A 23393-nucleotide genomic window follows, 5' to 3' on the forward strand; every position below is an offset into this window, starting at 1 on the left:
ACTCTCACTCTAGTTGGGGGCGCTTAACCGAAAAAGCTCTGGCCGTTTTTGGCCATTTCGCGCAGCTTCGCGGTCGGGTGGTACAGCGCGCCCAAATCAGCGTACTGGTCAGCCAGGGCAACGAACGCTGCAACACCGATCGAATCGATATAGCGCAGCGCACCGCCACGGAATGGAGGGAAACCAATACCGTAGACCAGACCCATGTCGGCTTCGGCAGCGGTTTCGACGATGCCGTCTTCCAGGCAACGCACGGTTTCCAGGCACAGCGGGATCATCATCCAGTTGATGATGTCTTCGTCGGTGACTTCGCGCTGTTCAAACACGATTGGCTTGAGCACTTCCAGGACCGACGGATCGGCGACCTTCTTCTGCTTGCCCTTCTTGTCGGTCTCGTAGGCGTAGAAGCCCTTGCCGTTCTTCTGGCCCAGGCGCTTGGCTTCGTAAAGCACGTCAACGGCCGAACGACGGTCGTCTTTCATGCGGTCCGGGAAACCTTCAGCCATCACATCACGGCCGTGGTGGCCGGTGTCGATGCCGACCACGTCCATGAGGTAGGCCGGGCCCATAGGCCAGCCGAATTTTTCCATGACCTTGTCGATACGGACGAAGTCCACACCGGCGCTGACCAACTTGGCGAAACCGCCAAAGTACGGGAACAGGACACGGTTGACCAGGAAGCCCGGGCAGTCGTTGACCACGATCGGGTTCTTGCCCATTTTCTTGGCGTAGGCAACGGTGGTGGCAACGGCCAGCTCGCTGGACTTCTCGCCACGGATCACTTCGACCAGCGGCATCATGTGCACCGGGTTGAAGAAGTGCATGCCGACGAAGTTTTCCGGACGCTTGAGGGCCTTGGCCAACAGGCTGATGGAAATGGTCGAGGTGTTCGAGGCGAGGATGGTGTCCTCTTTGACCTGGTCTTCGACTTCAGCCAGAACGGCTTGCTTGACCTTCGGGTTCTCGACGACCGCTTCAACCACCAGGTCAACGTGACCGAAGTCACCGTAAGACAGGGTCGGACGAATGCCGTTGAGCACTTCAGCCATTTTCGCGGCGGTCATGCGGCCTTTCTCAACGCGGCCAACCAGCAGCTTGGCGGCTTCGGCCAGCCCCTGCTCGATACCGTGCTCGTTGATGTCCTTCATCAGGATCGGCGTGCCTTTGGACGCCGACTGATAGGCGATACCGCCACCCATGATGCCGGCGCCGAGTACGGCAGCCTGCTTCACGTCCTTGGCGATTTCGTCGTAGGCCTTGGCCTTTTTCTTCAGCTCCTGATCGTTCAGGAACAGGCCGATCAAGCTCTGCGCAGCAGAGGTCTTGGCCAGCTTCACGAAACCGGCCGCTTCGACTTCCAGAGCCTTGTCGCGACCGAAGTTCGCGGCTTTCTGGATGGTCTTGATCGCTTCGACCGGCGCCGGGTAGTTCGGGCCAGCCTGACCCGCCACGAAACCTTTGGCGGTTTCGAAAGCCATCATTTGCTCGATCGCGTTCAGCTTCAGTTTTTCCAGCTTCGGCTGGCGCTTGGCCTTGTAATCGAATTCGCCGGAAATGGCGCGCTTGATCAGTTCCAGCGCAGCTTCCTGCAGTTTTTCAGGAGCCACCACGGCATCGACGGCACCGACTTTCAGCGCGTCTTCCGGACGGTTTTCCTTGCCGGCGGCGATCCACTCGATGGCGTTGTCGGCACCGATCAGGCGCGGCAGGCGAACGGTACCGCCGAAGCCCGGGTAGATGCCCAGTTTGACTTCAGGCAAACCGATCTTGGCCTTGGTGGACATGACGCGGTAGTCCGCTGCCAGGCACATTTCCAGACCGCCACCCAGAGCGATGCCGTTGATCGCGGCGACGGTCGGGACGTTGAGGTCTTCGAAATCGCTGAAAATCTTGTTGGCTTCGAGGTTGCCAGCAACAAGCTCTGCATCCGGCAGCTTGAAGTTGTCGACAAATTCGGTGATGTCGGCGCCGACGATGAAGACGTCCTTGCCACTGCTGACGATCACACCCTTGATCGAAGCATCTGCCTTGATGGTGTCTACGGCCTGACGCAGTTCGTTCAGGGTTAGACGGTTGAACTTGTTGACGGACTCACCCTTGAGGTCGAATTTCAGTTCGACGATGCCACTTTCAAGAGCCTTAACCGTGATGGCTTTACCTTCGTAAATCATCAACTGATCTCCACGATATGGAAGCTGAACAGTACACGTCGGACGCAGGCGAATGGCTCGGCAGGGACGTTAAACGTCGATGCTACGCCTATCCACCCGACACACCCGCCAACGCGATAGTCGGGATTCTGTAGGAGCGATCTGAAATACAAACGCTCAATTCATACGCCCGTTTGATTTGGGTACGTCACCTTCACGGAATTTCCGACAATTGTCAATCGCCCGAAACAGGGGGTTGAAACGCGACTTTCCGGTCATTTCCGTACTGCGAAGACCTTCAACACGCCGAAGCATGTGAAGTCATTCATAGGATCAATCATTAGAAAAGTCGCCCTAATTCGCGGCAGCCCGCGTTTAACGAGCTACGCTGGCGAGACTCAGGAGAAAAATTTGAACGCTTTTGGCGAACGCCCAGCGTAAGATCAGCCCACACCGAATTTACCGGCCTGCCTGGCCAACCCGCCCGATGATGTTGTCGGGCTTTTTATTGCCTGCATAAAAACCTGTGGGAGCCGGGTTGCCAGCAATGCACCTGACACCCCGTGGCGCTCTCAGGTTCATCGCGAGCAGGCTCGCTGCTGCATGGATTGTGTTTCAGGCCAGAGCTTTGAGGGTGGCATCGATTTGTTGCAATACCTCGGCTTCGCCCTTCTCGCCCCAATACAGGGCGATCATTTGTTTATCGGCCTCGACCTTGTAGACATTGTCTGGCAATTTTTCGAAATGATTGAGCAGTGACCGATCCTCACAGACTTCCTGCCACTGATTCACCCAGACACCCGGTGATTTCTGCCAGTAACTCCAGCACGCCGGTTTATTGCCACGCCGCGGTCTGTGGTACTGCGCACAAGGGTTGGGCGGCTCCTGGCCAAGCCAGTGCGGCCATTCCTGCGGCGCCAGCTGCATCGCCAACCCGATGCGTCGCGCCTCCATCCGCAGCGCCATGCGGCCACTCTGGTGGCGAGACGGTCGCAACCATGCCAGCGGACTGAGTACCACCAGCAGGATTGACACCACTATCCAGACCGTCATATCTGTACTCCCGATTCTTGATGAGCGTATTCAGTCGCTTTGAAACCAATACGCTTGAAACCAGCCATACTTATCAATATTGCAACCCTCAGGAGAGCACCTCATGCCCTACCACCATATTCTGGTCGCTGTAGACCTAACCGAAGAGTGCGACCCTGTAATCCACCGTGCTCGCGAACTGGCAGTGAGCAATAGTGCGAAATTGTCCCTGGTACACATTGTCGAGCCGATGGCCATGGCCTTTGGCGGTGACGTGCCGATGGACCTGTCACAACTGCAACAACAGCAATTCGATCAGGCCAAAGAGCGTCTTGACCGGTTGATCGTGAAATACCCGGAGCTGTCCAGGGAGTACAGCCACCTGACCTACGGCCAGCCACGCCAGGAAATTCACCACCTGGCCAAGGAGCAAGGGTGCGACATCATCGTGGTCGGCAGTCACGGGCGACACGGCCTGGCACTGCTGCTGGGCTCAACCGCCAACGATGTACTGCACGGTGCGCCTTGCGATGTGCTGGCGGTGCGCCTGCAAAACAAAAGCTGACAACACCCCCTGTAGGAGCAAGCTCGCTCGCGAGGGTCGTCAACGGTAACGCGAGAAGCCTGACACCCCGCGGAGCTCCCGGATTCATCGCGAGCATGCTCACTCCTACGGGATATTCAGCACGGCATATGAAAAGCCCGGCGTTCACGCGAATGAAGCCGGGCTTTTTCATTGCAGGATCAATCAGGCATCCAGCTCGGCCCAACGCTCGACCATCACGTCGAGTTCAGCCTGCAACTGCGCCAATTGAGCGATCACCGCAGCGGTTTCAGCGGCCGGACGCAGGTAGAAACCAGCATCAGCCATCTGCGCCTCGACGGTAGCGATCTGCTGCTCCATGGCTTCGATCTGCCCCGGCAAAGCTTCCAGCTCACGCTGCAATTTGTAGCTGAGCTTTTTCTTCGCCACCGGCGCTTCGACCGCCACCGCGACGGGCGCAGGTTCGGCTTTGACGACGGCGGAGTTCAGGTCGGCCTTGCCGGATTTGCTCTCGGTCACGCCCAACAGGCGCGGCGAGCCGCCCTGACGCAGCCAGTCCTGATAACCACCGACGTATTCGCGAACCTTGCCTTCACCTTCGAAGACCAGGGTGCTGGTCACCACGTTATCGAGGAATGCCCGGTCGTGGCTGACCATCAGCACGGTGCCGTTGAAGGTCAGCAAGACCTCTTCCAGCAGTTCGAGGGTTTCGACGTCGAGGTCGTTGGTCGGCTCGTCGAGGACCAGCAGGTTCGCCGGCTTGCTGAACAGTTTGGCCAGCAACAGACGGGCACGCTCACCACCGGACAGCGCCTTGACCGGCGTACGGGCACGCTGCGGGCTGAACAGGAAGTCGCCGAGGTAGCTCAGGACATGGCGGCTCTGGCCGTCGATGTCGATGAAGTCGCGACCTTCAGCGACGTTATCGATCACGGTTTTTTCCAGGTCCAGTTGATGGCGCAACTGGTCGAAATAGGCGACATCGATCTTCGTGCCTTCTTCCACCTTGCCGCTGGTGGGCTGCAAGCCGCTGAGCATCAGTTTCAGCAGCGTGGTCTTACCGGTACCGTTGGCACCCAGCAGACCGATGCGGTCGCCGCGTTGCAGCACCATCGAGAAGTCCTTGATCAGGAACGGGCCGCCCGGGTGAGCGAAGCTCACATTTTCGAGGACCATCACCTGCTTGCCGGACTTGTCGGCCGTTTCCAACTGGATATTGGCCTTGCCGGTACGCTCACGACGTTCGCTGCGCTCGACACGCAACGCCTTCAGGGCGCGCACGCGACCTTCGTTACGGGTACGACGAGCCTTGATGCCCTGGCGAATCCACACTTCTTCCTGAGCCAGACGCTTGTCGAACAGCGCGTTGGCGGTCGCCTCGGCGGCCAGCTCAGCCTCTTTGTGCACGAGGAAACTGGCGTAGTCGCCGTTCCAGTCGATCAAGCCGCCGCGATCGAGTTCGAGGATGCGGGTTGCAAGGTTTTGCAGGAAAGAACGGTCGTGCGTGATGAACAGCACGGCGCCCTGGAAGTCCTTGAGCGCTTCTTCGAGCCAGGCGATCGCGCCGATGTCCAGGTGGTTGGTCGGTTCGTCGAGCAGCAGCAGGTCAGGTTCGGAAACCAGTGCCTGGGCCAGCAGCACGCGACGACGCCAGCCGCCGGACAACTCGGCGAGGGTCTTGTCGGCGGGCAATTGCAGACGACTGAGGGTGCTGTCGACCAGGGTCTGCAGACGCCAGCCGTCGCGGGCCTCGAGATCGTGCTGGACGTGCATCAGCTTGTCCAGGTCGGCGTCAGTGACGATGTTCTGGCTCAGGTGGTGATATTCGGCGAGCAATGCGCCCACGCCGTCCAGGCCTTCGGCCACCACGTCGAACACGGTCCGCTCGTCGGCTACCGGCAATTCTTGCGGCAATTCGCCGATCTTGAGCCCGGGTGCGCGCCAAACGGAGCCGTCATCGGGCTTCTGGTCGCCCTTGACGAGCTTCATCATGCTGGACTTGCCAGTGCCGTTGCGGCCGATGATGCACACCCGCTCTCCACGGGCGATCTGCCAGGACACCTTGTCCAACAACGGCATAGCGCCGAAAGCAAGGGACACATCGCTGAATTTGAGCAGGGTCATGAGCTTCTCCAAAAACCGGGCGCGCATTCTACCTGACTTGAGGCCTCAGAAGGCCGGCAATTTCACTGTCGAAGCACTCTGCACAACAAATGTTGCGAACTTATACAGACAGGTGGGCAAAGCTTTCGTCCCCTGCTGGCAAAAGGCTAAGCTACAGTTAATTAAGTGTTGGCATTGTCTGCACTTGTTCATGATTTCTCTGCCCGGATGTCCCATGCGCAGTCGCATTTTCAAGCTTTTTTCATGTCTTTTACTGTCTGCCGCTGCCGTTAATTCCGCCCAGGCGGTAGACCTGTCTACCCAGCGCCAATATTACGACGAAGCCAAACGTGCCCTGGCCAAGGGCGATAGCGGTCCTTATTTCCGCTACAGCCAGGCCCTCAGCGATTACCCGCTGGAACCCTACCTGGCCTATGACGAACTGACCGCGCGCCTGAAAACCGCGAGCAATGACGAAATTGAAAAATTCCTCGCCGAACATGGCGACCTGCCACAAGCCAACTGGATGAAATTGCGTTGGCTGCGCTGGATGGCCGATCGCGGCGATTGGCAGACGTTCGTCAAATATTACGACCCGAAGATGAACTTCACCGAACTGGACTGCCTGAATGCGCAGTATCAGATCAGCCATAACCTCAAGTCCGAAGGTTACGCCAACACCAACAAACTCTGGCTGACAGGCAAATCCCTGCCGGCCGCCTGCGACGCACTGTTCGGCATGTGGGCCGCCGAAGGTCAGTTGACCGAGCAAAAACGCTGGGAGCGCGCCAAGCTTGCCGCCCAGTCGCGCAACTACCCGCTGGCCAGCAGCCTGGCCAACGGCCTGACCACCCTCGCCCCTCGCGGTCGCCTGTTGATCGATGTGGCGCAAAAGCCCGAGCTGCTCAATCAGCCGTCGCGTTTCACGCCAGCCGACGAACCGATGTCGGACATCGTCAGCCTTGGCCTGCGCCGCCTCGCCCGCCAGGATCCGGACAAGGCCATGGAACTGCTCGATGGCTATGCCAGCAGCATGCACTTTTCCCGTGACGAAAAAGTGGCGATTGCCCGTGAAATCGGCCTGACGCTCGCGCGCCGCTTCGACAGTCGCGCGCTGGACGTGATGACCAAGTACGACCCCGAACTGCGGGACAACACCGTTTCCGAATGGCGCTTGCGCCTGCTGCTGCGCCTGGCCCGCTGGGACGACGCCTATCAACTGACCCGTCGCCTGCCGCAAGACCTGGCCACCACCAACCGCTGGCGCTACTGGCAGGCCCGCAGCCTGGAACTGGCACAACCGCAGAACCCTGAAGCGCAGACGCTCTATAAAACCCTCGCCCGCGAACGCGACTTTTATGGTTTCCTCGCCGCCGATCGTTCGCAGTCGCCCTATTCACTGGTCAACAAACCGCTGGTGCTGAGCCAGGCGACGATCAATAAAGTGCGCAACACCCCCGGCATTCGCCGAGCCCTGGAGTTTCACGCCCGCGGGCAGATTGTCGACGGTCGTCGCGAGTGGTACCACGTCAGCCGCCACTTCAGTCGCGAGGAAATGGTTGCCCAGGCCAAACTGGCCTATGACCTGAAATGGTATTTCCCGGCGATCCGTACAATCAGTCAGGCTCAGTATTGGGACGACCTGGACATCCGCTTCCCGATGGCGCACCGCGAATCCCTGGTGCGTGAAGCCAGAAACCGTGGCCTGCATTCGAGCTGGGTATTCGCCATCACTCGCCAGGAAAGCGCCTTCATGGACGATGCCCGCTCCGGTGTCGGCGCGTCGGGCTTGATGCAACTGATGCCCGGCACCGCCAAGGAAACCGCGCGCAAGTTCAGCATTCCCTTTGCCTCGCCGCAGCAGTTGCTGGAGCCGGACAAGAACATCCAGCTCGGTGCCGCGTACCTGAGCCAGGTCCACAGTCAATTCAACGGCAACCGCGTCCTCGCCTCCGCCGCCTACAACGCCGGCCCCGGCCGTGTACGCCAGTGGCTGCGCGGCGCCGACCACCTGAGTTTCGACGTGTGGGTGGAAAGCATCCCCTTCGACGAAACCCGTCAGTATGTACAGAACGTGCTGTCTTATTCGGTGATCTACGGCCAGAAACTCAACTCACCGCAACCGTTGGTGGATTGGCACGAGCGGTACTTCGACGATCAATGATCGTGTGGGAGTCGACGTACTGACGAATGGCGAAACGCGGTGCACGTGATGCACCGCTTTCGCTGGCAAGCCAGCCCCTAGAGCTCGACCAGTGCCTTGCCATCACTGAACTGCAATGCCGCCAGCCGCGCATACAACGCATTACTGGCAATCAACTCCTGATGCGTGCCCACCGCGACCAGTTTCCCCTGATCCATCACAGCGATCCGGTCGGCGTTTTTCACCGTGGCCAGGCGATGGGCGATGACCAGGGTGGTGCGATTTTTCATCAGCGTTGGCAGGGCTTGCTGGATCAGGTGTTCGCTTTGGGCATCGAGGGCGCTGGTGGCTTCGTCGAGCAGCAGGATTGGCGCGTCGACCAGCAGGGCGCGGGCAATTGCCAGGCGCTGGCGCTGGCCGCCGGACAATCCAAGGCCACCGTCCCCCAGGTGGGTCTGGTAACCCTGGGGCATGGCTTCGATAAAGTCGTGGGCATAGGCGACTTTCGCCGCCTCCTGAACCTCGCTCAGCGTTGCCGTCGGCTTCCCATAGCGGATGTTCTCTTCGATGCTGCCGAAAAACAGCGCCGGCGTTTGCGAGACGAGGGCAAAGCAACGACGCAGGTCCAGCGGATCGAGCCGGGTCAGCGGCACGCCTTCGAGCAGGATGGAGCCTTCGGCGGGGTCGTAAAAGCGCAGCAGCAGGTCATATACCGTCGATTTGCCAGCCCCCGATGGCCCGACCAGTGCCAGGGTTTCACCCGCGTTGATGGTCAGGTTCAGACCGTCGACGGCATAGCTTTCGGGACGCGAGGGGTAGGAAAACCGCACATCTCGCAGCACCAGATCCCCCTTCACCCGCTCCGGCAAGGTCACCCGATCGGTGCCGGGTGGCTGGATGATGTTTTCCGAACGCAGCAACTCGGCGATCCGCTCGGCTGCGCCCGCCGCGCGCTGCAACTCGCCAATCACTTCGCTCAGGGTGCCGAATGCACTGCCGACGATCAGGCTATAGAAGACAAAGGCCGCCAGCTCGCCGGCAGAAATTCGCCCGGCAATGACGTCCATGCCACCGACCCACAGCATGACGCCGACTGCGCCCAGCACCAACACGATCACCAATGTGATCAACCAGGCCCGCTGGAAAATACGCTTGCGTGCCGTGTCGAACGCTTCTTCCACGGTCAAGGCAAAACGTCGCTCGTCCTGAGACTGGTGGTTGTAGGCCTGCACGGTTTTGATCTGCCCCAGGGTTTCCGAGACATAACTGCCGATATCGGCAATCCGGTCCTGACTCAAACGCGACAGGTTGCGTACCCGGCGACCGAAAATCAGGATCGGCGCGATCACCAGAGGCAAAGCGACGACGACGATACTGGTGAGTTTGGGGTTGGTCACAAACAGCAGGACGATCCCGCCGATGACCATCAGTAGATTGCGTAGAAAAAGTGACAAAGAAGAGCCGATTACCGATTGCAGCAACGTCGTATCGGCGGTCAACCGCGACTGGATTTCAGAGCTGCGGTTGTTTTCGTAGAACCCGGGATGCAGGTAAATCAAGTGGTTGAATACCTGACGGCGGATGTCGGCGACACAACGTTCGCCGATCCACGACACCAGATAAAAACGCGCAAAGGTCCCGACCGCCAGGCCGAACACCAGCAACATGAACAGGCCGATGGACTGATTGAGCAAGTGCGGTGATTGGGTCATGAAGCCCTGATCCACCAGCAGGCGAATGCCCTGCCCCATGGACAACGTGATACCCGCCGTGACGATCAACGCGAGCAAGGCACCGAACGCGTGCCAGCGATAAGGCGCGATGAAACGACTGGCCAGGCGAATCGCACGACGGTGACGAACAGAAAGCATTGGCATCATCCAGAACGGTTAATAAGGTCAGCCTAGTCCGGCCAAATGGGATGGAACCTGGTAAATCACAATGAGTCAGGTTAATTATGACCGCCGCTACTAGGCGCTAGACGCTATTGGTCTAAGGTTCGGGTGGCAACCTCGCGCCATTTCTGGTGGACTGGGCTTGCCGCCGTGTAAAGATCGCAGGGAGCTGTCACAGCCTGGTCACCTGGCGGTTCTACAGTAAGCACACACCTGAAGAGGAGACAGGCCATGTCCTTGCAAAACAGCAGAAATGACAAGATTCAAGTAATCCGCACACAGCCAAACCAGTCTCTGGGTTGCTCGATAATCGATGCCGATGGCCGCGAAGTACCGATCACTGAAGACATGATCCAGGCCGCGTGCCGTGAGCTGGAAAAGCGATTGGTCAAGCCTGCCGAACAAAAGTGATATAGCCACCGTCTTCTTTGACCCGGCCCCTGTTGGCCGGGTTTTTTATGCGGCTTTTTGAGAGTGCTGCTCCCCACGCAATCAATGCGACGCCCATGTTGCCGCATGACCTGTGGGAACGTGGCTTGCCCTCGATCGGCCCTACTCGGTTTTCAGAGGGCCGACGCGCCCAACGCCGCTACGATCTGCCGCAACGCCGGCGAATCCCCTTCAATGCGCACTTTCAACCCATCAATCTCACGTCGCGATGGATAATTTTTGCGCAAAGCATCGAACGCCGCACGTTGCTCGCTCACGCTGCCGACCAGGCTGCGGCGGAAATCCGCGTCGTCACGGCGCGGGTCGTACACGCCGCGGCACAACATCGCCAATGCCCAGGCCGGATCGCTTTCAGCGCTCAAGGTCGCTTCGGACAACCATGGCGCCGGCAGCAAATCGCTCAGGCTGACCTCGGCCGTTTGTCCGAGAAAATCGCAATACGCCTGGTAGATCTGCGCCGTTCCGCGCTGTTTGCCATCCAGGCTGTAACCGGCAATGTGCGGCGTGGCCAGCACACAGAGTTCGGCCAGTGCCACATCGACCTCCGGCTCACCCTCCCAGACATCGAGCACCGCTTGCAGGTCTTCACGTTGCAACAGCACCTGGCGCAGGGCGCTGTTATCCACCACTGGACCACGACTGGCATTGATCAGCCAGGTGCCGGGCTTGAGTCGGTTCAGGTGCTTTTGATCGAACAAATGCCAGGTGGAATGAGCACCCTGCTTGGTCAGCGGTGTGTGCAGGCTGATGACATCGCACTGTTCGATGATCTGCTCCAGGCTGACGTAATCGCCCCCTTCGGCGGCGTGGCGCGGCGGATCGCAGACCAGTACCTTCCAGCCCAGCCCTTGCAGGACCTTGACCAAACGTCCGCCCACTTCACCGGCGCCGACCACACCGTAAGTTCGCCGAGTCAGATCGACGCCTTCGATTTCAGCCAGGGTCAACAGACTGCCGAGCACGTAGTCGACCACGCCACGGGCGTTGCAACCCGGCGCGCTGGACCAGGTGATCCCGGCTTGTTGAAAATAATCCAGATCCAGGTGATCGGTGCCAATGGTGCAGGTACCGACAAAACGCACCTTGCTGCCTTCGAGCAACGCGCGGTTGACGTTGGTCACCGAGCGCACCAGCAACACATCGGCCTGTTCGACGGTGGCACGGTCGATGGAACGTCCTGGCACCCGGCGGATTTCACCGAAACTTGCAAAGAAAGCATCGAGCAGGGGGATATTTTCGTCGGCAACAATCAGCATGGCAGGCTCCTTAGGCGGATCGGCAGTGTAGGCGTAGAGGCGGGTGGTGAGCCAGCGTGCATTGTGCATCCTGGATATGAAGGACTGCATATTTCCTGTGGCGAGGGAGCATGAGGATTCATTCAAGAGCTCGATTACAAATCGGTAACACAGGTCTTTTCCTGACCGTTACGTCAACGCGTAGAATGCGCGCCTGCGCATCAATACCTTCTGGACGTTTTACCCTTGAATTCTGTGACTGACCGTCCCACCGCAACACCCCTCAATCGCCCGGCCCGGGTTCGCCTTGAGCTGAAAAACCTGCTCGCCCTGGCGCTGCCGATCATGATCGCGCAACTGGCGACCACGGCCATGGGGTTCGTCGATGCCGTGATGGCCGGGCGGGTCGGTCCGCGTGACCTGGCCGCCGTGGCACTCGGTAATTCGATCTGGGTGCCGGTGTTCCTGCTGATGACCGGTACTTTGCTGGCCACCACGCCGAAAGTCGCCCAGCGTTTCGGCGCCGGCACCCACAGCGAAATCGGCCCGATCGTGCGTCAGGCGCTGTGGCTGGCGCTGGTGGTGGGGTTGATGGCGACCGGCATTCTGTTCAGTGCCGAACCGGTTTTGCGGGTCATGAAGGTCGACCCCGAACTGATTGGCCCGTGCATGCAGTATCTGCATGGCATCGCCAGCGGCTTGCCTGCCGTCGCCATTTACCATGTGCTGCGCTGTTTCAGCGATGGCCTGGGCCGTACCCGCCCGGCGATGGTGCTGGGTCTGTGCGGGCTGGCGCTGAATATTCCTCTGAACTACATCTTCATTTATGGCCACTTCGGTGTCCCGGCCATGGGTGGCGTCGGCTGCGGTTGGGCCACGGCGATCGTGATGTGGGTCATGGCGCTGGGCATGGCCGGTTGGGAGCGCTGGGCGCCGGCGTACCAGTCGAGTGAACTGTTCAGCCGTTTCGACTGGCCGCAATGGTCGGTGATCAAGCGCTTGCTGGGTATCGGCCTGCCTATCGGCATCGCGGTGTTCGCCGAGTCGAGTATCTTTGCCGTGATCGCCCTGCTGATCGGCAGCCTCGGCGCCACCGTGGTCGCCGGGCATCAGATCGCCCTGAACTTCAGCTCGCTGGTGTTCATGATCCCCTACTCCCTCGGCATGGCTGTGACGGTACGGGTCGGCCAAGCGCTGGGCCGTCAGGAGCCGCGCGAAGCACGCTTCGCCGCCGGGGTCGGCATGGGCACGGCCCTGGCTTACGCCTGTTTGTCGGCGAGCATGATGCTGTTGCTGCGCGAGCACATCGCAACGATCTACACCGCCGACCCGACGGTAGTCAACGTCGCGGCGATGCTGATTGTCTACTCGGCACTGTTCCAGTTTTCCGATGCGATACAGGTCACGGCGGCCGGTGCGCTGCGCGGTTATCAGGACACCCGGGTAACGATGATCCTGACGCTGTTCGCGTATTGGGGCATTGGTTTGCCGGTGGGTTACGTCCTTGGCCTGACCGATTGGTTCGGCGCACCGAGTGGCCCGAGCGGGCTATGGCAGGGCTTGATCGTGGGCTTGAGCTGTGCGGCGCTGATGCTGTCGATCCGCCTGACACGCAGTGCGCGCAAGCGGATTCGTATCAGTCATTCGCTGGGTTGACCCAATGCTGTAGGAGCGAGCTGGGCGATTTGACGATGGACATGAAGGGCACCGCGCTTATCCAGCAAATGCGCGTTAACGTTAACGTCCATCGCGAGCGGGGCTCGCTCCTACAGAGGTCAGCGTCGGTTATTCGGACTTCTTGCGGATCCAGTACAGGTAAGTGCCTGCCTCTTCCTGCTGACCGACCAGTTCGTGATCGAGAAACACGCAGAATTTGGGGATGTCGCGCCGGGTCGAAGGATCGGTGGCGATCACCTTCAGCAGACCGCCAGGCGCCAGGTCACGGATGTGCTGGTGCAGCATCATGACCGGCTCCGGGCAGTTGAGGCCGGTGGCGTCCAGAGTGCCATCAACCGGTGTATCGATCATTTCACTCATGATTTACTCCTGAAACTTGCCGGCATTCTCGCGCATTGCCGGGTGTTCGGTCATCTGTGGCATTACGCCCGCACACACAGGTTTTATCTGATCAGCGGGACTTCGGCTTCTTCACATCCAGTCGACGCAAATGGCAGGTCACTTCCTCACGGTCGTGATACAGCTGTTTGCAGCCAATCTCGACCTTGATGCCCCGCGCCTTGAAGCCGTCGGCGATCCGCTCCAGCAGGCGCTTCACTTCGGCGTAACGCTGTTTCATCGGCAACTTGAGGTTGACCACGGCTTCGCGGCAATGCCCCTCGCCAATCCATTCTTCGAGCATCGCGGCGTTACGCGCCGGTTTTTCGACGATGTCGCACACCATCCAGTCCACCGGTTGCTTGGGCTTGAAGGTGAAACCGTCGGCCATCAGGTGTTGCACCAACCCGGTATCCATCAGGCTTTCGGCCATCGGGCCGTTGTCGATGGCAGTCACCAGCATGCCCCGATTGACCAGTTGCCAGGTCCAGCCACCGGGCGCAGCGCCCAGATCGACGCCGGTCATGTCGCCGTGCAGGCGCTCATCCCACTGGTCGCGCGGGATGAAATGGTGCCACGCCTCTTCCAGCTTCAGTGTCGAGCGGCTTGGCGCCTCGCGGGGGAATTTCAAACGTGGAATGCCCATCGGCCACATCGCCGAGTTGTTCGCCTCTGCCAGGCCCATGAACACTTCGCGGCCGCTTTTGAAGGTCAGCAACAGACGTGGCTTGTGGGCGTCTTCCACCAGTTTTCCGGCAGCCATCAGCGCCTTGCGCAGGTGGACTTCGAATTTCTTGCAGAAATTCGACAGTTCCTTGCCGTCGTTGGTATCGACCATCTCCAGCCACAGGCTGCCGCACAGCGGAAAGTCGGCCATATGGGCGAGGATCACGCTGATGCGATCGGTTTCCGGCAAATCGATGAAGATCCCCCGAGCCCACTGGCGCGGGAAGATCAATTGATCGAAACGCTGACCGCGCATCAACCGTTCGGCGCCGTCTTCTTCGGTGCAGACGAATTCGGCGCAGGCGCTGGCGGTCTTGGCCTTGGCATAACCGGCCACGTTCAGCCGCGCGGCGAGGTCAGAAATCTCGGAACAGACTTCACCTTCGAAGCCCGGCCGGCAGTGCATAAAGAGGGTGTTCATTCTTACTCCTGGGCAGATGGCGAGACATTCAACCACTGCGCGATGCCCAGACTTGCGTTGAAGCAAAGCCTGTCACGAAAACCGGCGCATGATAACTGACTTCGGAACCTCGGACTTATCGATAGAGTCCAGTAATTAGCCAGCTACTCAAAACAGGGCTAGGTTTAATGCTCTGCCCGTCCCCTCCGTCCGTAGCCGTGCGGACTCAAAGGAGTGATTGCAATGCCCTCCCTCAACAGTTTGAACACCCTTAAAACCCTGCAAGTCGACGACAAGACTTATCACTATTTCAGCCTGCCGGATGCCGCCAAGAGCCTGGGCGATCTGGACAAGCTGCCGATGTCGTTGAAAGTGCTGCTGGAAAACCTGCTGCGCTGGGAAGACGAAAAAACCGTCACCGGCGCCGACCTCAAGGCGATTGCTGCCTGGCTCAAGGAACGCCGCTCCGACCGCGAAATCCAGTACCGCCCGGCGCGGGTGCTGATGCAAGACTTCACTGGCGTGCCCGCCGTGGTCGACTTGGCGGCCATGCGTGCGGCGATGGCCAAGGCTGGCGGTGATCCGCAACGAATCAATCCACTGTCGCCGGTAGACCTGGTGATCGACCACTCAGTGATGGTCGACAAATTCGCCAGCAGCAGCGCCTTCGAACAGAACGTCGACATCGAAATGCAGCGCAACGGCGAACGTTATGCCTTCCTGCGCTGGGGCCAGAGCGCCTTCGACAACTTCAGCGTGGTGCCGCCGGGCACCGGGATCTGCCACCAGGTGAACCTCGAATACCTCGGTCGCACGGTCTGGACCAAGGACGAGGACGGACGCACCTACGCCTTCCCGGACACACTGGTGGGCACCGACTCCCACACCACCATGATCAACGGCCTTGGCGTGCTCGGCTGGGGCGTTGGCGGGATCGAAGCGGAAGCGGCGATGCTCGGCCAGCCGGTGTCGATGCTGATTCCCGAAGTGATCGGCTTCAAGCTCAGCGGCAAACTCAAGGAAGGCATCACCGCCACCGACCTGGTGCTGACGGTCACCCAGATGCTGCGCAAGAAAGGCGTGGTCGGCAAGTTCGTCGAATTCTATGGTGACGGGCTGGCTGACTTGCCGTTGGCCGACCGCGCGACCATCGCCAACATGGCCCCGGAATACGGCGCCACCTGCGGTTTCTTCCCGGTGGACGAGGTGACGCTGGAGTATCTGCGTCTGTCCGGCCGCCCCCTCTCGACCGTCAAATTGGTCGAGGCCTACAGCAAGGCGCAGGGCCTGTGGCGCCTGCCGGGCAAAGAACCCGTATTCACCGACAGCCTCGCGCTGGACATGGGCAGCGTCGAAGCCAGCCTCGCCGGGCCGAAACGCCCGCAAGACCGCGTGTCGCTGCCGAACGTCGCGCAAGCGTTCAGCGATTTCCTCGGCGTCCAGCTCAAACCCACCAGCAAGGAAGAAGGCCGCCTCGAAAGCGAGGGCGGTGGCGGTGTGGCCGTGGGCAATGCGGACATGGCCGGCGAAGCGGACTATGAATACGAAGGCCAGACCCATCGGCTGAAAAACGGCGCGGTGGTGATTGCCGCGATCACCTCCTGCACCAACACCTCCAATCCGAGCGTCATGATGGCCGCCGGGCTGGTGGCGAAAAAAGCCGTGGAAAGAGGCCTGCAACGCAAACCCTGGGTGAAAAGCTCGCTGGCTCCTGGCTCGAAAGTGGTCACCGACTACTACAAGGCAGCCGGGCTCACGCAGTATCTGGATCAACTGGGTTTCGCCCTGGTCGGCTACGGCTGCACCACCTGCATCGGCAACTCCGGGCCGCTGTCGGAACCGATCGAAAAAGCCATCCAGCAGGCCGACCTGACCGTGGCCTCGGTGCTCTCGGGCAACCGCAACTTTGAGGGCCGGGTGCATCCGCTGGTGAAAACCAACTGGCTGGCCTCCCCACCGCTGGTGGTCGCCTATGCATTGGCGGGCACCGTGCGCATCGACCTCAGCACCGAGCCGCTGGGCAAAGACCAACACGGCAACCTGGTGTACCTGCGCGATATCTGGCCGAGCAGCAAGGAAATCGCCGAAGCCGTGGAGCAAGTCAACACCGCGATGTTCCACAAGGAGTACGCCGAAGTGTTCGCCGGCGACGAGCAGTGGCAAGCCATCGAAGTGCCGCAGGCCGCGACTTACGTCTGGCAGGCGGATTCGACCTACATCCAGCATCCACCGTTCTTCGATGACATCGGCGGGCCGCCCCCCGTGGTCAAGGACATTGCCGGCGCCCGCGTCCTCGCGCTGCTGGGCGATTCGGTGACCACCGACCACATTTCCCCGGCCGGCAACATCAAGGCCGACAGCCCGGCGGGGCGCTATCTGCGCGAGAAAGGCGTGGAGCCACGGGACTTCAACTCCTACGGTTCGCGGCGCGGCAACCATGAAGTGATGATGCGCGGCACCTTCGCCAATATTCGTATTCGCAACGAAATGCTCGGCGGCGAAGAAGGTGGCAACACCCTCTATATACCGACCGGCGAGAAACTGGCGATCTACGACGCGGCGATGCGCTATCAAGCCTCGGGCACGCCGCTGGTGGTGATCGCAGGGCAAGAATACGGCACCGGGTCGAGCCGGGACTGGGCGGCCAAGGGCACTAATCTGCTGGGGGTCAAAGCGGTCATCGCCGAAAGCTTCGAGCGTATTCACCGCTCCAATCTGGTGGGAATGGGCGTGCTGCCGCTGCAGTTCAAACTCGATCAAAATCGCAAAAGCCTGAACCTGACCGGCAAGGAAACCCTGGACATCCAGGGTCTGACCGGCGTCGAGCTGACGCCACGGATGAACCTGAACCTGGTCATCACCCGTGAAGACGGCAAGAGCGAGAAAATCGAGGTGCTGTGCCGAATCGATACGCTGAACGAAGTGGAATACTTCAAGTCGGGAGGGATCTTGCATTACGTGTTGCGCCAGTTGATTGCCTCATGACGGCGTGCTGACAAAGACACCGCCTTCGGGCGGTGTTTTTTTGGGATCACAAAAATCCATGTGCAAGCTTGCTCGCGATGACGGTGTACCATTCATGGACGATGATGAATGACCCTCTGCTATCGCGAGCAAGCTCGCTCCTGCACCGGAGATGGGGTCACCCCACAGCACGTCAGACACAAGGACTTGCAATGCTCGCCCTGCCATGGACATTTCTGGCCCTGCTCTCCCTCGGCTACGGCATGGCCCTGGCCTATGGTCACCTCGGCTGGTTCGCCGGAATCTCCGTCGCGTTGTTGCTGATGGCCGCTTTCGCCGCTCGCCAGCAAACAATTCAGTTCGGCCGCTACCTCGGCCACGGCCTGTTCATCTTTCTGGCCCTGGCACTGGCGCTGCACTGGCTGCCCGGTTTCTACAATGGTCGCGTTATCGCCCCCCAGCGCTTCACCGACGACGCCTTGCCGTTTTCCATGTACCTGAATCTGGACAAACCCCTGATCGGTTTCTGGCTGTTGTTGGTGTGCCCATGGATTGTCGGCCAGCGGTCGTTGCGAGTGTCCCTGTATGCCACCGCGCTGGCGTTGACCTTGAGTGCGGTGCTGGCACTGGGTGGCGCGCTGTTGCTGGGCGTCATCGCTTGGGCGCCGAAATGGCCGGACCAGGCCTGGATCTGGCTGCTCAACAACTTGCTACTGGTAACACTGGTCGAAGAAGCACTCTTTCGCGGCTATATACAGGGTGGCCTGAACCGTTGCCTGAAAAACCTGGCTTATGGCGAAAACCTCGCCCTGCTGCTCACCTCACTGCTGTTCGGCCTGGCGCATGCCGGTGCGGGCTGGCAATGGGTACTGCTGGCGAGCCTGGCCGGCGTCGGTTATGGTCTGGCCTACCGTTTTGGCGGACTGTCTGCCGCCATCGCCACCCACTTCGGTTTGAACCTGCTGCACTTCGGACTGTTCACCTATCCAATGCTCACGGGCTGACGCATGGGTCATTTTGCGACGCGCCACCGATAATCGAAAAATCGTCTCAACAAATGGCCATGGGTGCCGATACAGCACTTGAAAGCCTTGCGGATAAAAAAAGCCATGCGTAACAACCAACCAATTACACAACGCGAACGGACCTTTCCAGCTCAGCAACGGTTGATTTCCACCACTGATGCCAAAGGCCTGATCACCTACTGCAACGACGACTTCGTCGACATCAGCGGGTTTTCTCAGGAAGAACTGATCCGTGCCCCGCACAACCTGGTGCGTCACCCCGACGTCCCGGCCGCGGTGTTCTCGCACATGTGGGCAACACTGAAACAAGGCTTGCCATGGATGGGTATCGTCAAGAATCGCTGCAAGAGCGGTGATCACTACTGGGTCAACGCCTATGTGACACCGATCTTCGAAGGCAATCAGGTGATCGGTTACGAGTCGGTGCGGGTCAAGCCCACCGCCGAGCAGATCCGCCGTGCCGAAGCGCTTTACCAGCGCATCAATCAGGGCAAGTCGGCCATTCCTTCCTCCGATAAATGGTTGCCGATACTGCAGGACTGGTTGCCGTTCATCCTGGTCAGCCAACTGAGTTTCATGATTGGCGCCACGCTGAACTCCCACTGGGGGTTTGCCCTGGCCGCCGGTCTCTCGGTGCCGCTGGGCCTGATGGGCCTGAGCTGGCAACAACGCGGGATCAAGCGCTTGCTGCGACTGGCCGAGCAGACCACGTCCGACCCGCTGATCGCGCAGATGTATACCGACAGCAGCGGTGCCCAGGCACGCCTGGAGATGTCGATCCTCAGCCAGGAAGCCCGCCTGAAAACCTGCCTGACCCGCCTGCAGGACACCGCCGAGCACCTGACCGACCAGGCGAAACAATCCGACACCCTGGCCCACAACAGTTCCTCGGGCCTGGAGCGCCAGCGCGTCGAAACCGAGCAGGTGGCCACCGCCGTCAATGAGATGGCCGCCACCACCCAGGAAGTCGCCAGCCACGTGCAACGCACCGCCGACGCTACCCAGGAAGCCAATCGCCTGACCAGTCGCGGCCGTGACATCGCCGGGGAAACCCGCGAAGCCATTCAGCGCCTGTCGGTGGTGGTCGGGGAAACCGGACAGACCGTGACCCAACTGGCCAAGGACAGCGACGAAATCGGCGGCGTGGTCGACGTAATCAAAGGCATCGCCGACCAGACCAACCTGCTGGCACTCAACGCTGCCATCGAAGCGGCCCGCGCCGGTGAGATGGGTCGCGGTTTTGCAGTGGTGGCCGATGAAGTACGCCAATTGGCGCAACGCACCAGCGAATCCACCGGGCAGATTCACGCCCTGATCGCCAAGCTCCAGCAAACGGCCAGCACAGCGGTGCAGACCATGGAAGCCGGGCATCGTCAGGCTGAAGAAGGCGTGGCGCGGGTACTGGAAGCGGATCAGGCCTTGGTCGGCATCAGCGAAGCGGTGGCCAACATCACGGACATGACCACCCAGATCGCTGCCGCGACCGAAGAGCAAAGCTCGGTCGCCGAGGAGATCAGCCGCAACATCAGCAACATTTCCATCCTCGCTGACCAGACCTCGGAACAGGCTCAGAACTCGGCGCTGCTGAGTGAAGAGCTGACCAAAACCGCGAATACCCAGTATTCGTTGGTGGAGCGGTTCAACCGCTGATTGCTGCTGGAAAAACAAAACCCGGATCGCGAAAGCTTCCGGGTTTTTTTGAGCCTGTGAACGGGATGCCGCCTGGCAGTCCCTCATCGCGAGCAAGCTGCTTCCACAGGGCTTCGCGTGGTTCAGCCCATCAAGCCACACAACCCATCACTGTGTGAGCGAGCCCGCTCGCGATGGGATCATCACAACCTCAGCAAAACCTCATTGAAGGAATGAAGCCACCTTCTGCGCTGCTGCCGCCAAGTGCTGCTCATGGCTAAACCCCGAAGCCTTCAACGGCTTCAAGTCGTGATCCCCCGCCACCAGCCAGAACACCTCGATGCTCGGCGATAACACATACCCCTCGACCGCCTCGCGATTGCCCAGCGCATCCCGTTCGCCCTGCACGATCAGCGTCCGCGCCTTCAACCCCGCCAGATGCTCTACTCGCGGTTTCTCCGGCTTGCCCACCGCATAAAACGGATAGCCCAGGCACACCAACGCATCAGCACCCATTTCATCCGCCAGCAAACTGGCCATCCGCCCGCCCATGGACTTGCCGCCGATGGCCAGGCGCCCAGTGACATGACGTCGCACCACGGCGTACACCTCGCGCCAGCACTCCAGCAGCTTCGGTGCCGGGTTGGGTGGGCGCTTGCCGCCGTCGACACGCCGCTGCGCCATGTAAGGAAATTCAAAGCGCAGCACGTTGACGCCTTGCGCCGCGAGGCGTGTGGCCATGTCGTTCATCCAGTCGCTGTCCATCGGCGCTCCGGCACCATGGGCCAGGATCAAGGTCGCGTGCGCGGGCGCCACGCCGGCATCCCACCGCCATCCATGATCCCGCACGCACTGCGCCCATTGATCCCCGTCAATACCGGCCATGTGCTTCTTGTCCATGCTTGCCTCGCTTTTAGTCTGCCTATAACTCCGGCCGAAGAGTGCGCTGCCTTGCGCGAGCGCGCTCACTTCAGCTGAACCGTGGATGGGGAACCATGAACACTTCTATCAGTACCGCCTACAACTACAAGGTGGTCCGCCAATTCGCCATTATGACGGTGGTGTGGGGCATCGTCGGCATGGGGCTCGGGGTTTTTCTCGCTGCCCAGTTGGTCTGGCCCGAACTCAACTTCAACTTGCCGTGGACCAGTTTCGGCCGTTTACGCCCGCTGCACACCAACGCGGTGATCTTCGCCTTCGGCGGCTGCGCCCTGTTCGCCAGTTCGTTCTACTCGGTGCAGCGCACCTGCCAGACCCAGCTGTTCGCGCCAAAGATCGCCGCGTTCTGCTTCTGGGGCTGGCAGCTGGTGATCCTGCTGGCCGCCATCAGCCTGCCGCTGGGGTACACCAGCTCCAAGGAGTACGCCGAGCTGGAATGGCCGATCGATATCCTGATCACCATTGTCTGGGTCGCCTACGCCGTGGTGTTCTTCGGCACGATCATGAAGCGCAACACCAAGCACATCTACGTCGGTAACTGGTTCTTCGGCGCGTTCATCGTCACCGTGGCGATTCTGCACATCGTCAACAACCTTGAGCTGCCGGTGAGTTTCACCAAGTCCTACTCGGTGTATGGCGGCGCGACCGATGCCATGGTTCAGTGGTGGTACGGGCACAACGCCGTGGGCTTTTTCCTCACCGCCGGTTTCCTGGGGATGATGTATTACTTCGTGCCGAAGCAGGCCGAGCGCCCGGTGTATTCCTATCGCTTGTCCATCGTGCACTTCTGGGCGCTGATCACCCTGTACATCTGGGCCGGTCCGCACCACCTGCACTACACCGCGCTGCCGGACTGGGCACAGTCGCTGGGCATGGTGATGTCGCTGATCCTGCTGGCGCCGAGCTGGGGCGGCATGATCAACGGCATGATGACGCTCTCGGGTGCCTGGCATAAGTTGCGCAGCGACCCGATCCTGCGCTTCCTGGTCGTGTCCCTGGCGTTTTACGGCATGTCGACCTTCGAAGGCCCGATGATGGCGATCAAGACCGTCAACGCGCTCTCCCACTACACCGACTGGACCATCGGCCACGTACACGCCGGCGCCCTGGGCTGGGTAGCAATGATCTCGATCGGCGCGCTGTACCACATGATCCCGAAAGTCTTCGGTCGCCCACAGATGCACAGCATCGGCCTGATCAATGCGCACTTCTGGCTCGCCACCATCGGCACCGTGCTGTACATCGCCTCCATGTGGGTCAACGGCATCGCCCAAGGCCTGATGTGGCGTGCAGTCAACGAAGACGGGACGCTGACCTACTCCTTCGTCGAAACCCTGGCGGCCAGCCACCCGGGCTTCATCGTGCGGCTGGTAGGCGGTGCGATCTTCCTCAGCGGCATGTTGCTGATGGCTTACAACACCTGGCGCACCGTGCGGGCCTCGCAGCCTGCCGACGCCGCCGCTGCCGCGCAGATGGCCTGAGGAGTCCGCCATGAAACACGAAACAATCGAAAAAAACGTCGGCCTGCTGCTGTTGCTGATGATCTTTGCCGTGAGCATCGGCGGTCTGACCCAGATCGTCCCGCTGTTCTTCCAGGACGTGACCAATAAACCGGTGGAAGGCATGAAGCCCTACACCGCGCTGCAACTCGAAGGCCGCGACCTCTACATCCGCGAAGGCTGCGTCGGCTGCCACTCGCAGATGATCCGTCCGTTCCGCGCCGAGACCGAACGCTACGGGCACTACTCGGTGGCCGGTGAAAGTGTCTGGGACCACCCGTTCCTGTGGGGCTCGAAACGCACCGGTCCTGACCTGGCCCGGGTCGGCGCGCGTTACTCCGATGACTGGCACCGCGCGCATTTGTACAACCCGCGCAACGTTGTGCCGGAATCGAAAATGCCGGCCTACCCGTGGTTGGTGGCCAACGCGCTCGACAGCAGCCACACCGAGACCAAGCTGCGTGCCATGCGCACCCTCGGCGTGCCGTACACCGACGAAGACATCGCCGGTGCGACCGAGTCGCTCAAGGGCAAATCGGAAATGGATGCCCTGGTCGCCTACCTGCAAGTGCTCGGCACTGCGATCAAGAGCAAGAGGTGAGCC

At 60.4% G+C, this 23393-nt stretch carries 17 protein-coding genes; 9 read left to right on the forward strand and 8 right to left on the reverse strand.

Going from position 1 to position 23393, the window contains the following annotated elements; genetic code table 11:
* Window positions 1–23: 23 nt before the first annotated feature.
* Together fadB and BLV61_RS06875 are read right to left on the reverse strand one after the other, a co-directional pair.
* Complete coding sequence (gene fadB, locus BLV61_RS06870; protein WP_047531373.1) at window positions 24–2171, reverse strand: fatty acid oxidation complex subunit alpha FadB; 2148 nt, start codon at window positions 2169–2171, stop codon at window positions 24–26.
* A 594-nt stretch (window positions 2172–2765) separates the two neighbouring features.
* A complete protein-coding gene (locus BLV61_RS06875) occupies window positions 2766–3203 on the reverse strand; it encodes a hypothetical protein (protein ID WP_047531374.1) in 438 nt (145 codons plus the stop codon).
* A gap of 103 nt (window positions 3204–3306) precedes the next feature.
* On the opposite strand from BLV61_RS06875, the gene BLV61_RS06880 reads away from it, so the two are divergent.
* The gene (locus tag BLV61_RS06880) at window positions 3307–3747 is read left to right on the forward strand and encodes a universal stress protein (protein WP_047531376.1); all 441 of its coding nucleotides are present in this window, start codon (window positions 3307–3309) and stop codon (window positions 3745–3747) included.
* 183 nt (window positions 3748–3930) lie between these two features.
* On the opposite strand, the gene BLV61_RS06885 is transcribed toward BLV61_RS06880, so the two are convergent.
* Window positions 3931–5850 carry an ATP-binding cassette domain-containing protein gene (locus BLV61_RS06885; RefSeq protein ID WP_047531378.1) on the reverse strand — a complete coding sequence of 640 codons (1920 nt, stop codon included), beginning with the start codon at window positions 5848–5850 and terminating at the stop codon, window positions 3931–3933.
* 214 nt (window positions 5851–6064) lie between these two features.
* Between BLV61_RS06885 and BLV61_RS06890 the strand changes: the two genes are divergently transcribed.
* Window positions 6065–7993: a transglycosylase SLT domain-containing protein gene (locus tag BLV61_RS06890; RefSeq protein WP_090463775.1), complete on the forward strand. Its 1929-nt coding sequence runs from the start codon at window positions 6065–6067 to the stop codon at window positions 7991–7993.
* Between the two features lie 77 nt (window positions 7994–8070).
* On the opposite strand, the gene BLV61_RS06895 is transcribed toward BLV61_RS06890, so the two are convergent.
* Entirely contained in the window at window positions 8071–9852 is a 1782-nt protein-coding gene (locus BLV61_RS06895) for an ABC transporter transmembrane domain-containing protein (protein WP_167361785.1), read from the reverse strand.
* A 246-nt stretch (window positions 9853–10098) separates the two neighbouring features.
* Between BLV61_RS06895 and BLV61_RS06900 the strand changes: the two genes are divergently transcribed.
* Window positions 10099–10278 carry a PA1571 family protein gene (locus tag BLV61_RS06900; RefSeq protein ID WP_047531384.1) on the forward strand — a complete coding sequence of 60 codons (180 nt, stop codon included), beginning with the start codon at window positions 10099–10101 and terminating at the stop codon, window positions 10276–10278.
* Between the two features lie 152 nt (window positions 10279–10430).
* Here BLV61_RS06900 and pdxB read toward each other — a convergent pair whose 3' ends face one another.
* On the reverse strand, window positions 10431–11573 hold the full coding sequence (gene pdxB, locus BLV61_RS06905; RefSeq protein ID WP_090469797.1) for a 4-phosphoerythronate dehydrogenase PdxB: 1143 nt from the start codon (window positions 11571–11573) through the stop codon (window positions 10431–10433).
* Between the two features lie 225 nt (window positions 11574–11798).
* On the opposite strand from pdxB, the gene BLV61_RS06910 reads away from it, so the two are divergent.
* Complete coding sequence (locus BLV61_RS06910; RefSeq protein ID WP_090463781.1) at window positions 11799–13208, forward strand: MATE family efflux transporter; 1410 nt, start codon at window positions 11799–11801, stop codon at window positions 13206–13208.
* A gap of 129 nt (window positions 13209–13337) precedes the next feature.
* Here BLV61_RS06910 and tusA read toward each other — a convergent pair whose 3' ends face one another.
* Both tusA and rlmM read right to left on the reverse strand, forming a co-directional pair.
* The gene (gene tusA, locus BLV61_RS06915; protein ID WP_047531388.1) at window positions 13338–13589 is read right to left on the reverse strand and encodes a sulfurtransferase TusA; all 252 of its coding nucleotides are present in this window, start codon (window positions 13587–13589) and stop codon (window positions 13338–13340) included.
* Between the two features lie 91 nt (window positions 13590–13680).
* Window positions 13681–14754: a 23S rRNA (cytidine(2498)-2'-O)-methyltransferase RlmM gene (gene rlmM, locus BLV61_RS06920; RefSeq protein ID WP_047531390.1), complete on the reverse strand. Its 1074-nt coding sequence runs from the start codon at window positions 14752–14754 to the stop codon at window positions 13681–13683.
* Between the two features lie 222 nt (window positions 14755–14976).
* On the opposite strand from rlmM, the gene acnA reads away from it, so the two are divergent.
* The 3 genes from acnA to BLV61_RS06935 all read left to right on the forward strand — a co-directional run bounded on the left by acnA (window position 14977) and on the right by BLV61_RS06935 (window position 20372).
* On the forward strand, window positions 14977–17718 hold the full coding sequence (gene acnA / locus BLV61_RS06925) for an aconitate hydratase AcnA (RefSeq protein ID WP_090463786.1): 2742 nt from the start codon (window positions 14977–14979) through the stop codon (window positions 17716–17718).
* Between the two features lie 191 nt (window positions 17719–17909).
* Window positions 17910–18701: a CPBP family glutamic-type intramembrane protease gene (locus BLV61_RS06930; protein ID WP_090463789.1), complete on the forward strand. Its 792-nt coding sequence runs from the start codon at window positions 17910–17912 to the stop codon at window positions 18699–18701.
* A gap of 105 nt (window positions 18702–18806) precedes the next feature.
* Entirely contained in the window at window positions 18807–20372 is a 1566-nt protein-coding gene (locus BLV61_RS06935; RefSeq protein WP_047531403.1) for a methyl-accepting chemotaxis protein, read from the forward strand.
* A gap of 201 nt (window positions 20373–20573) precedes the next feature.
* Here the strand turns inward: BLV61_RS06935 and BLV61_RS06940 are convergent, their stop codons facing one another.
* On the reverse strand, window positions 20574–21251 hold the full coding sequence (locus BLV61_RS06940; protein ID WP_090463792.1) for an alpha/beta family hydrolase: 678 nt from the start codon (window positions 21249–21251) through the stop codon (window positions 20574–20576).
* A 95-nt stretch (window positions 21252–21346) separates the two neighbouring features.
* Here BLV61_RS06940 and ccoN point away from each other — a divergent pair, with 95 nt between their 5' ends.
* Entirely contained in the window at window positions 21347–22771 is a 1425-nt protein-coding gene (gene ccoN / locus BLV61_RS06945; protein ID WP_090463795.1) for a cytochrome-c oxidase, cbb3-type subunit I, read from the forward strand.
* 10 nt (window positions 22772–22781) lie between these two features.
* Window positions 22782–23390 carry a cytochrome-c oxidase, cbb3-type subunit II gene (gene ccoO / locus BLV61_RS06950; RefSeq protein ID WP_047531409.1) on the forward strand — a complete coding sequence of 203 codons (609 nt, stop codon included), beginning with the start codon at window positions 22782–22784 and terminating at the stop codon, window positions 23388–23390.
* Window positions 23391–23393: the final 3 nt, after the last annotated feature.

The sequence above is a fragment of the Pseudomonas mohnii genome (genome assembly GCF_900105115.1).
In the GTDB taxonomy this organism is placed as follows: Bacteria; Pseudomonadota; Gammaproteobacteria; order Pseudomonadales; family Pseudomonadaceae; genus Aquipseudomonas; species Aquipseudomonas mohnii.

Coding starts and splice junctions, on each gene's coding strand:
- fadB (WP_047531373.1), bottom strand. CDS start 2,171: ATGATTTACGAAGGTAAAGCCATCACGGTTAAGGCTCTTGAAAGTGGC.
- BLV61_RS06875 (WP_047531374.1), bottom strand. CDS start 3,203: ATGACGGTCTGGATAGTGGTGTCAATCCTGCTGGTGGTACTCAGTCCG.
- BLV61_RS06880 (WP_047531376.1), top strand. CDS start 3,307: ATGCCCTACCACCATATTCTGGTCGCTGTAGACCTAACCGAAGAGTGC.
- BLV61_RS06885 (WP_047531378.1), bottom strand. CDS start 5,850: ATGACCCTGCTCAAATTCAGCGATGTGTCCCTTGCTTTCGGCGCTATG.
- BLV61_RS06890 (WP_090463775.1), top strand. CDS start 6,065: ATGCGCAGTCGCATTTTCAAGCTTTTTTCATGTCTTTTACTGTCTGCC.
- BLV61_RS06895 (WP_167361785.1), bottom strand. CDS start 9,852: ATGATGCCAATGCTTTCTGTTCGTCACCGTCGTGCGATTCGCCTGGCC.
- BLV61_RS06900 (WP_047531384.1), top strand. CDS start 10,099: ATGTCCTTGCAAAACAGCAGAAATGACAAGATTCAAGTAATCCGCACA.
- pdxB (WP_090469797.1), bottom strand. CDS start 11,573: ATGCTGATTGTTGCCGACGAAAATATCCCCCTGCTCGATGCTTTCTTT.
- tusA (WP_047531388.1), bottom strand. CDS start 13,589: ATGAGTGAAATGATCGATACACCGGTTGATGGCACTCTGGACGCCACC.
- rlmM (WP_047531390.1), bottom strand. CDS start 14,754: ATGAACACCCTCTTTATGCACTGCCGGCCGGGCTTCGAAGGTGAAGTC.
- acnA (WP_090463786.1), top strand. CDS start 14,977: ATGCCCTCCCTCAACAGTTTGAACACCCTTAAAACCCTGCAAGTCGAC.
- BLV61_RS06930 (WP_090463789.1), top strand. CDS start 17,910: ATGCTCGCCCTGCCATGGACATTTCTGGCCCTGCTCTCCCTCGGCTAC.
- BLV61_RS06935 (WP_047531403.1), top strand. CDS start 18,807: ATGCGTAACAACCAACCAATTACACAACGCGAACGGACCTTTCCAGCT.
- BLV61_RS06940 (WP_090463792.1), bottom strand. CDS start 21,251: ATGGACAAGAAGCACATGGCCGGTATTGACGGGGATCAATGGGCGCAG.
- ccoN (WP_090463795.1), top strand. CDS start 21,347: ATGAACACTTCTATCAGTACCGCCTACAACTACAAGGTGGTCCGCCAA.
- ccoO (WP_047531409.1), top strand. CDS start 22,782: ATGAAACACGAAACAATCGAAAAAAACGTCGGCCTGCTGCTGTTGCTG.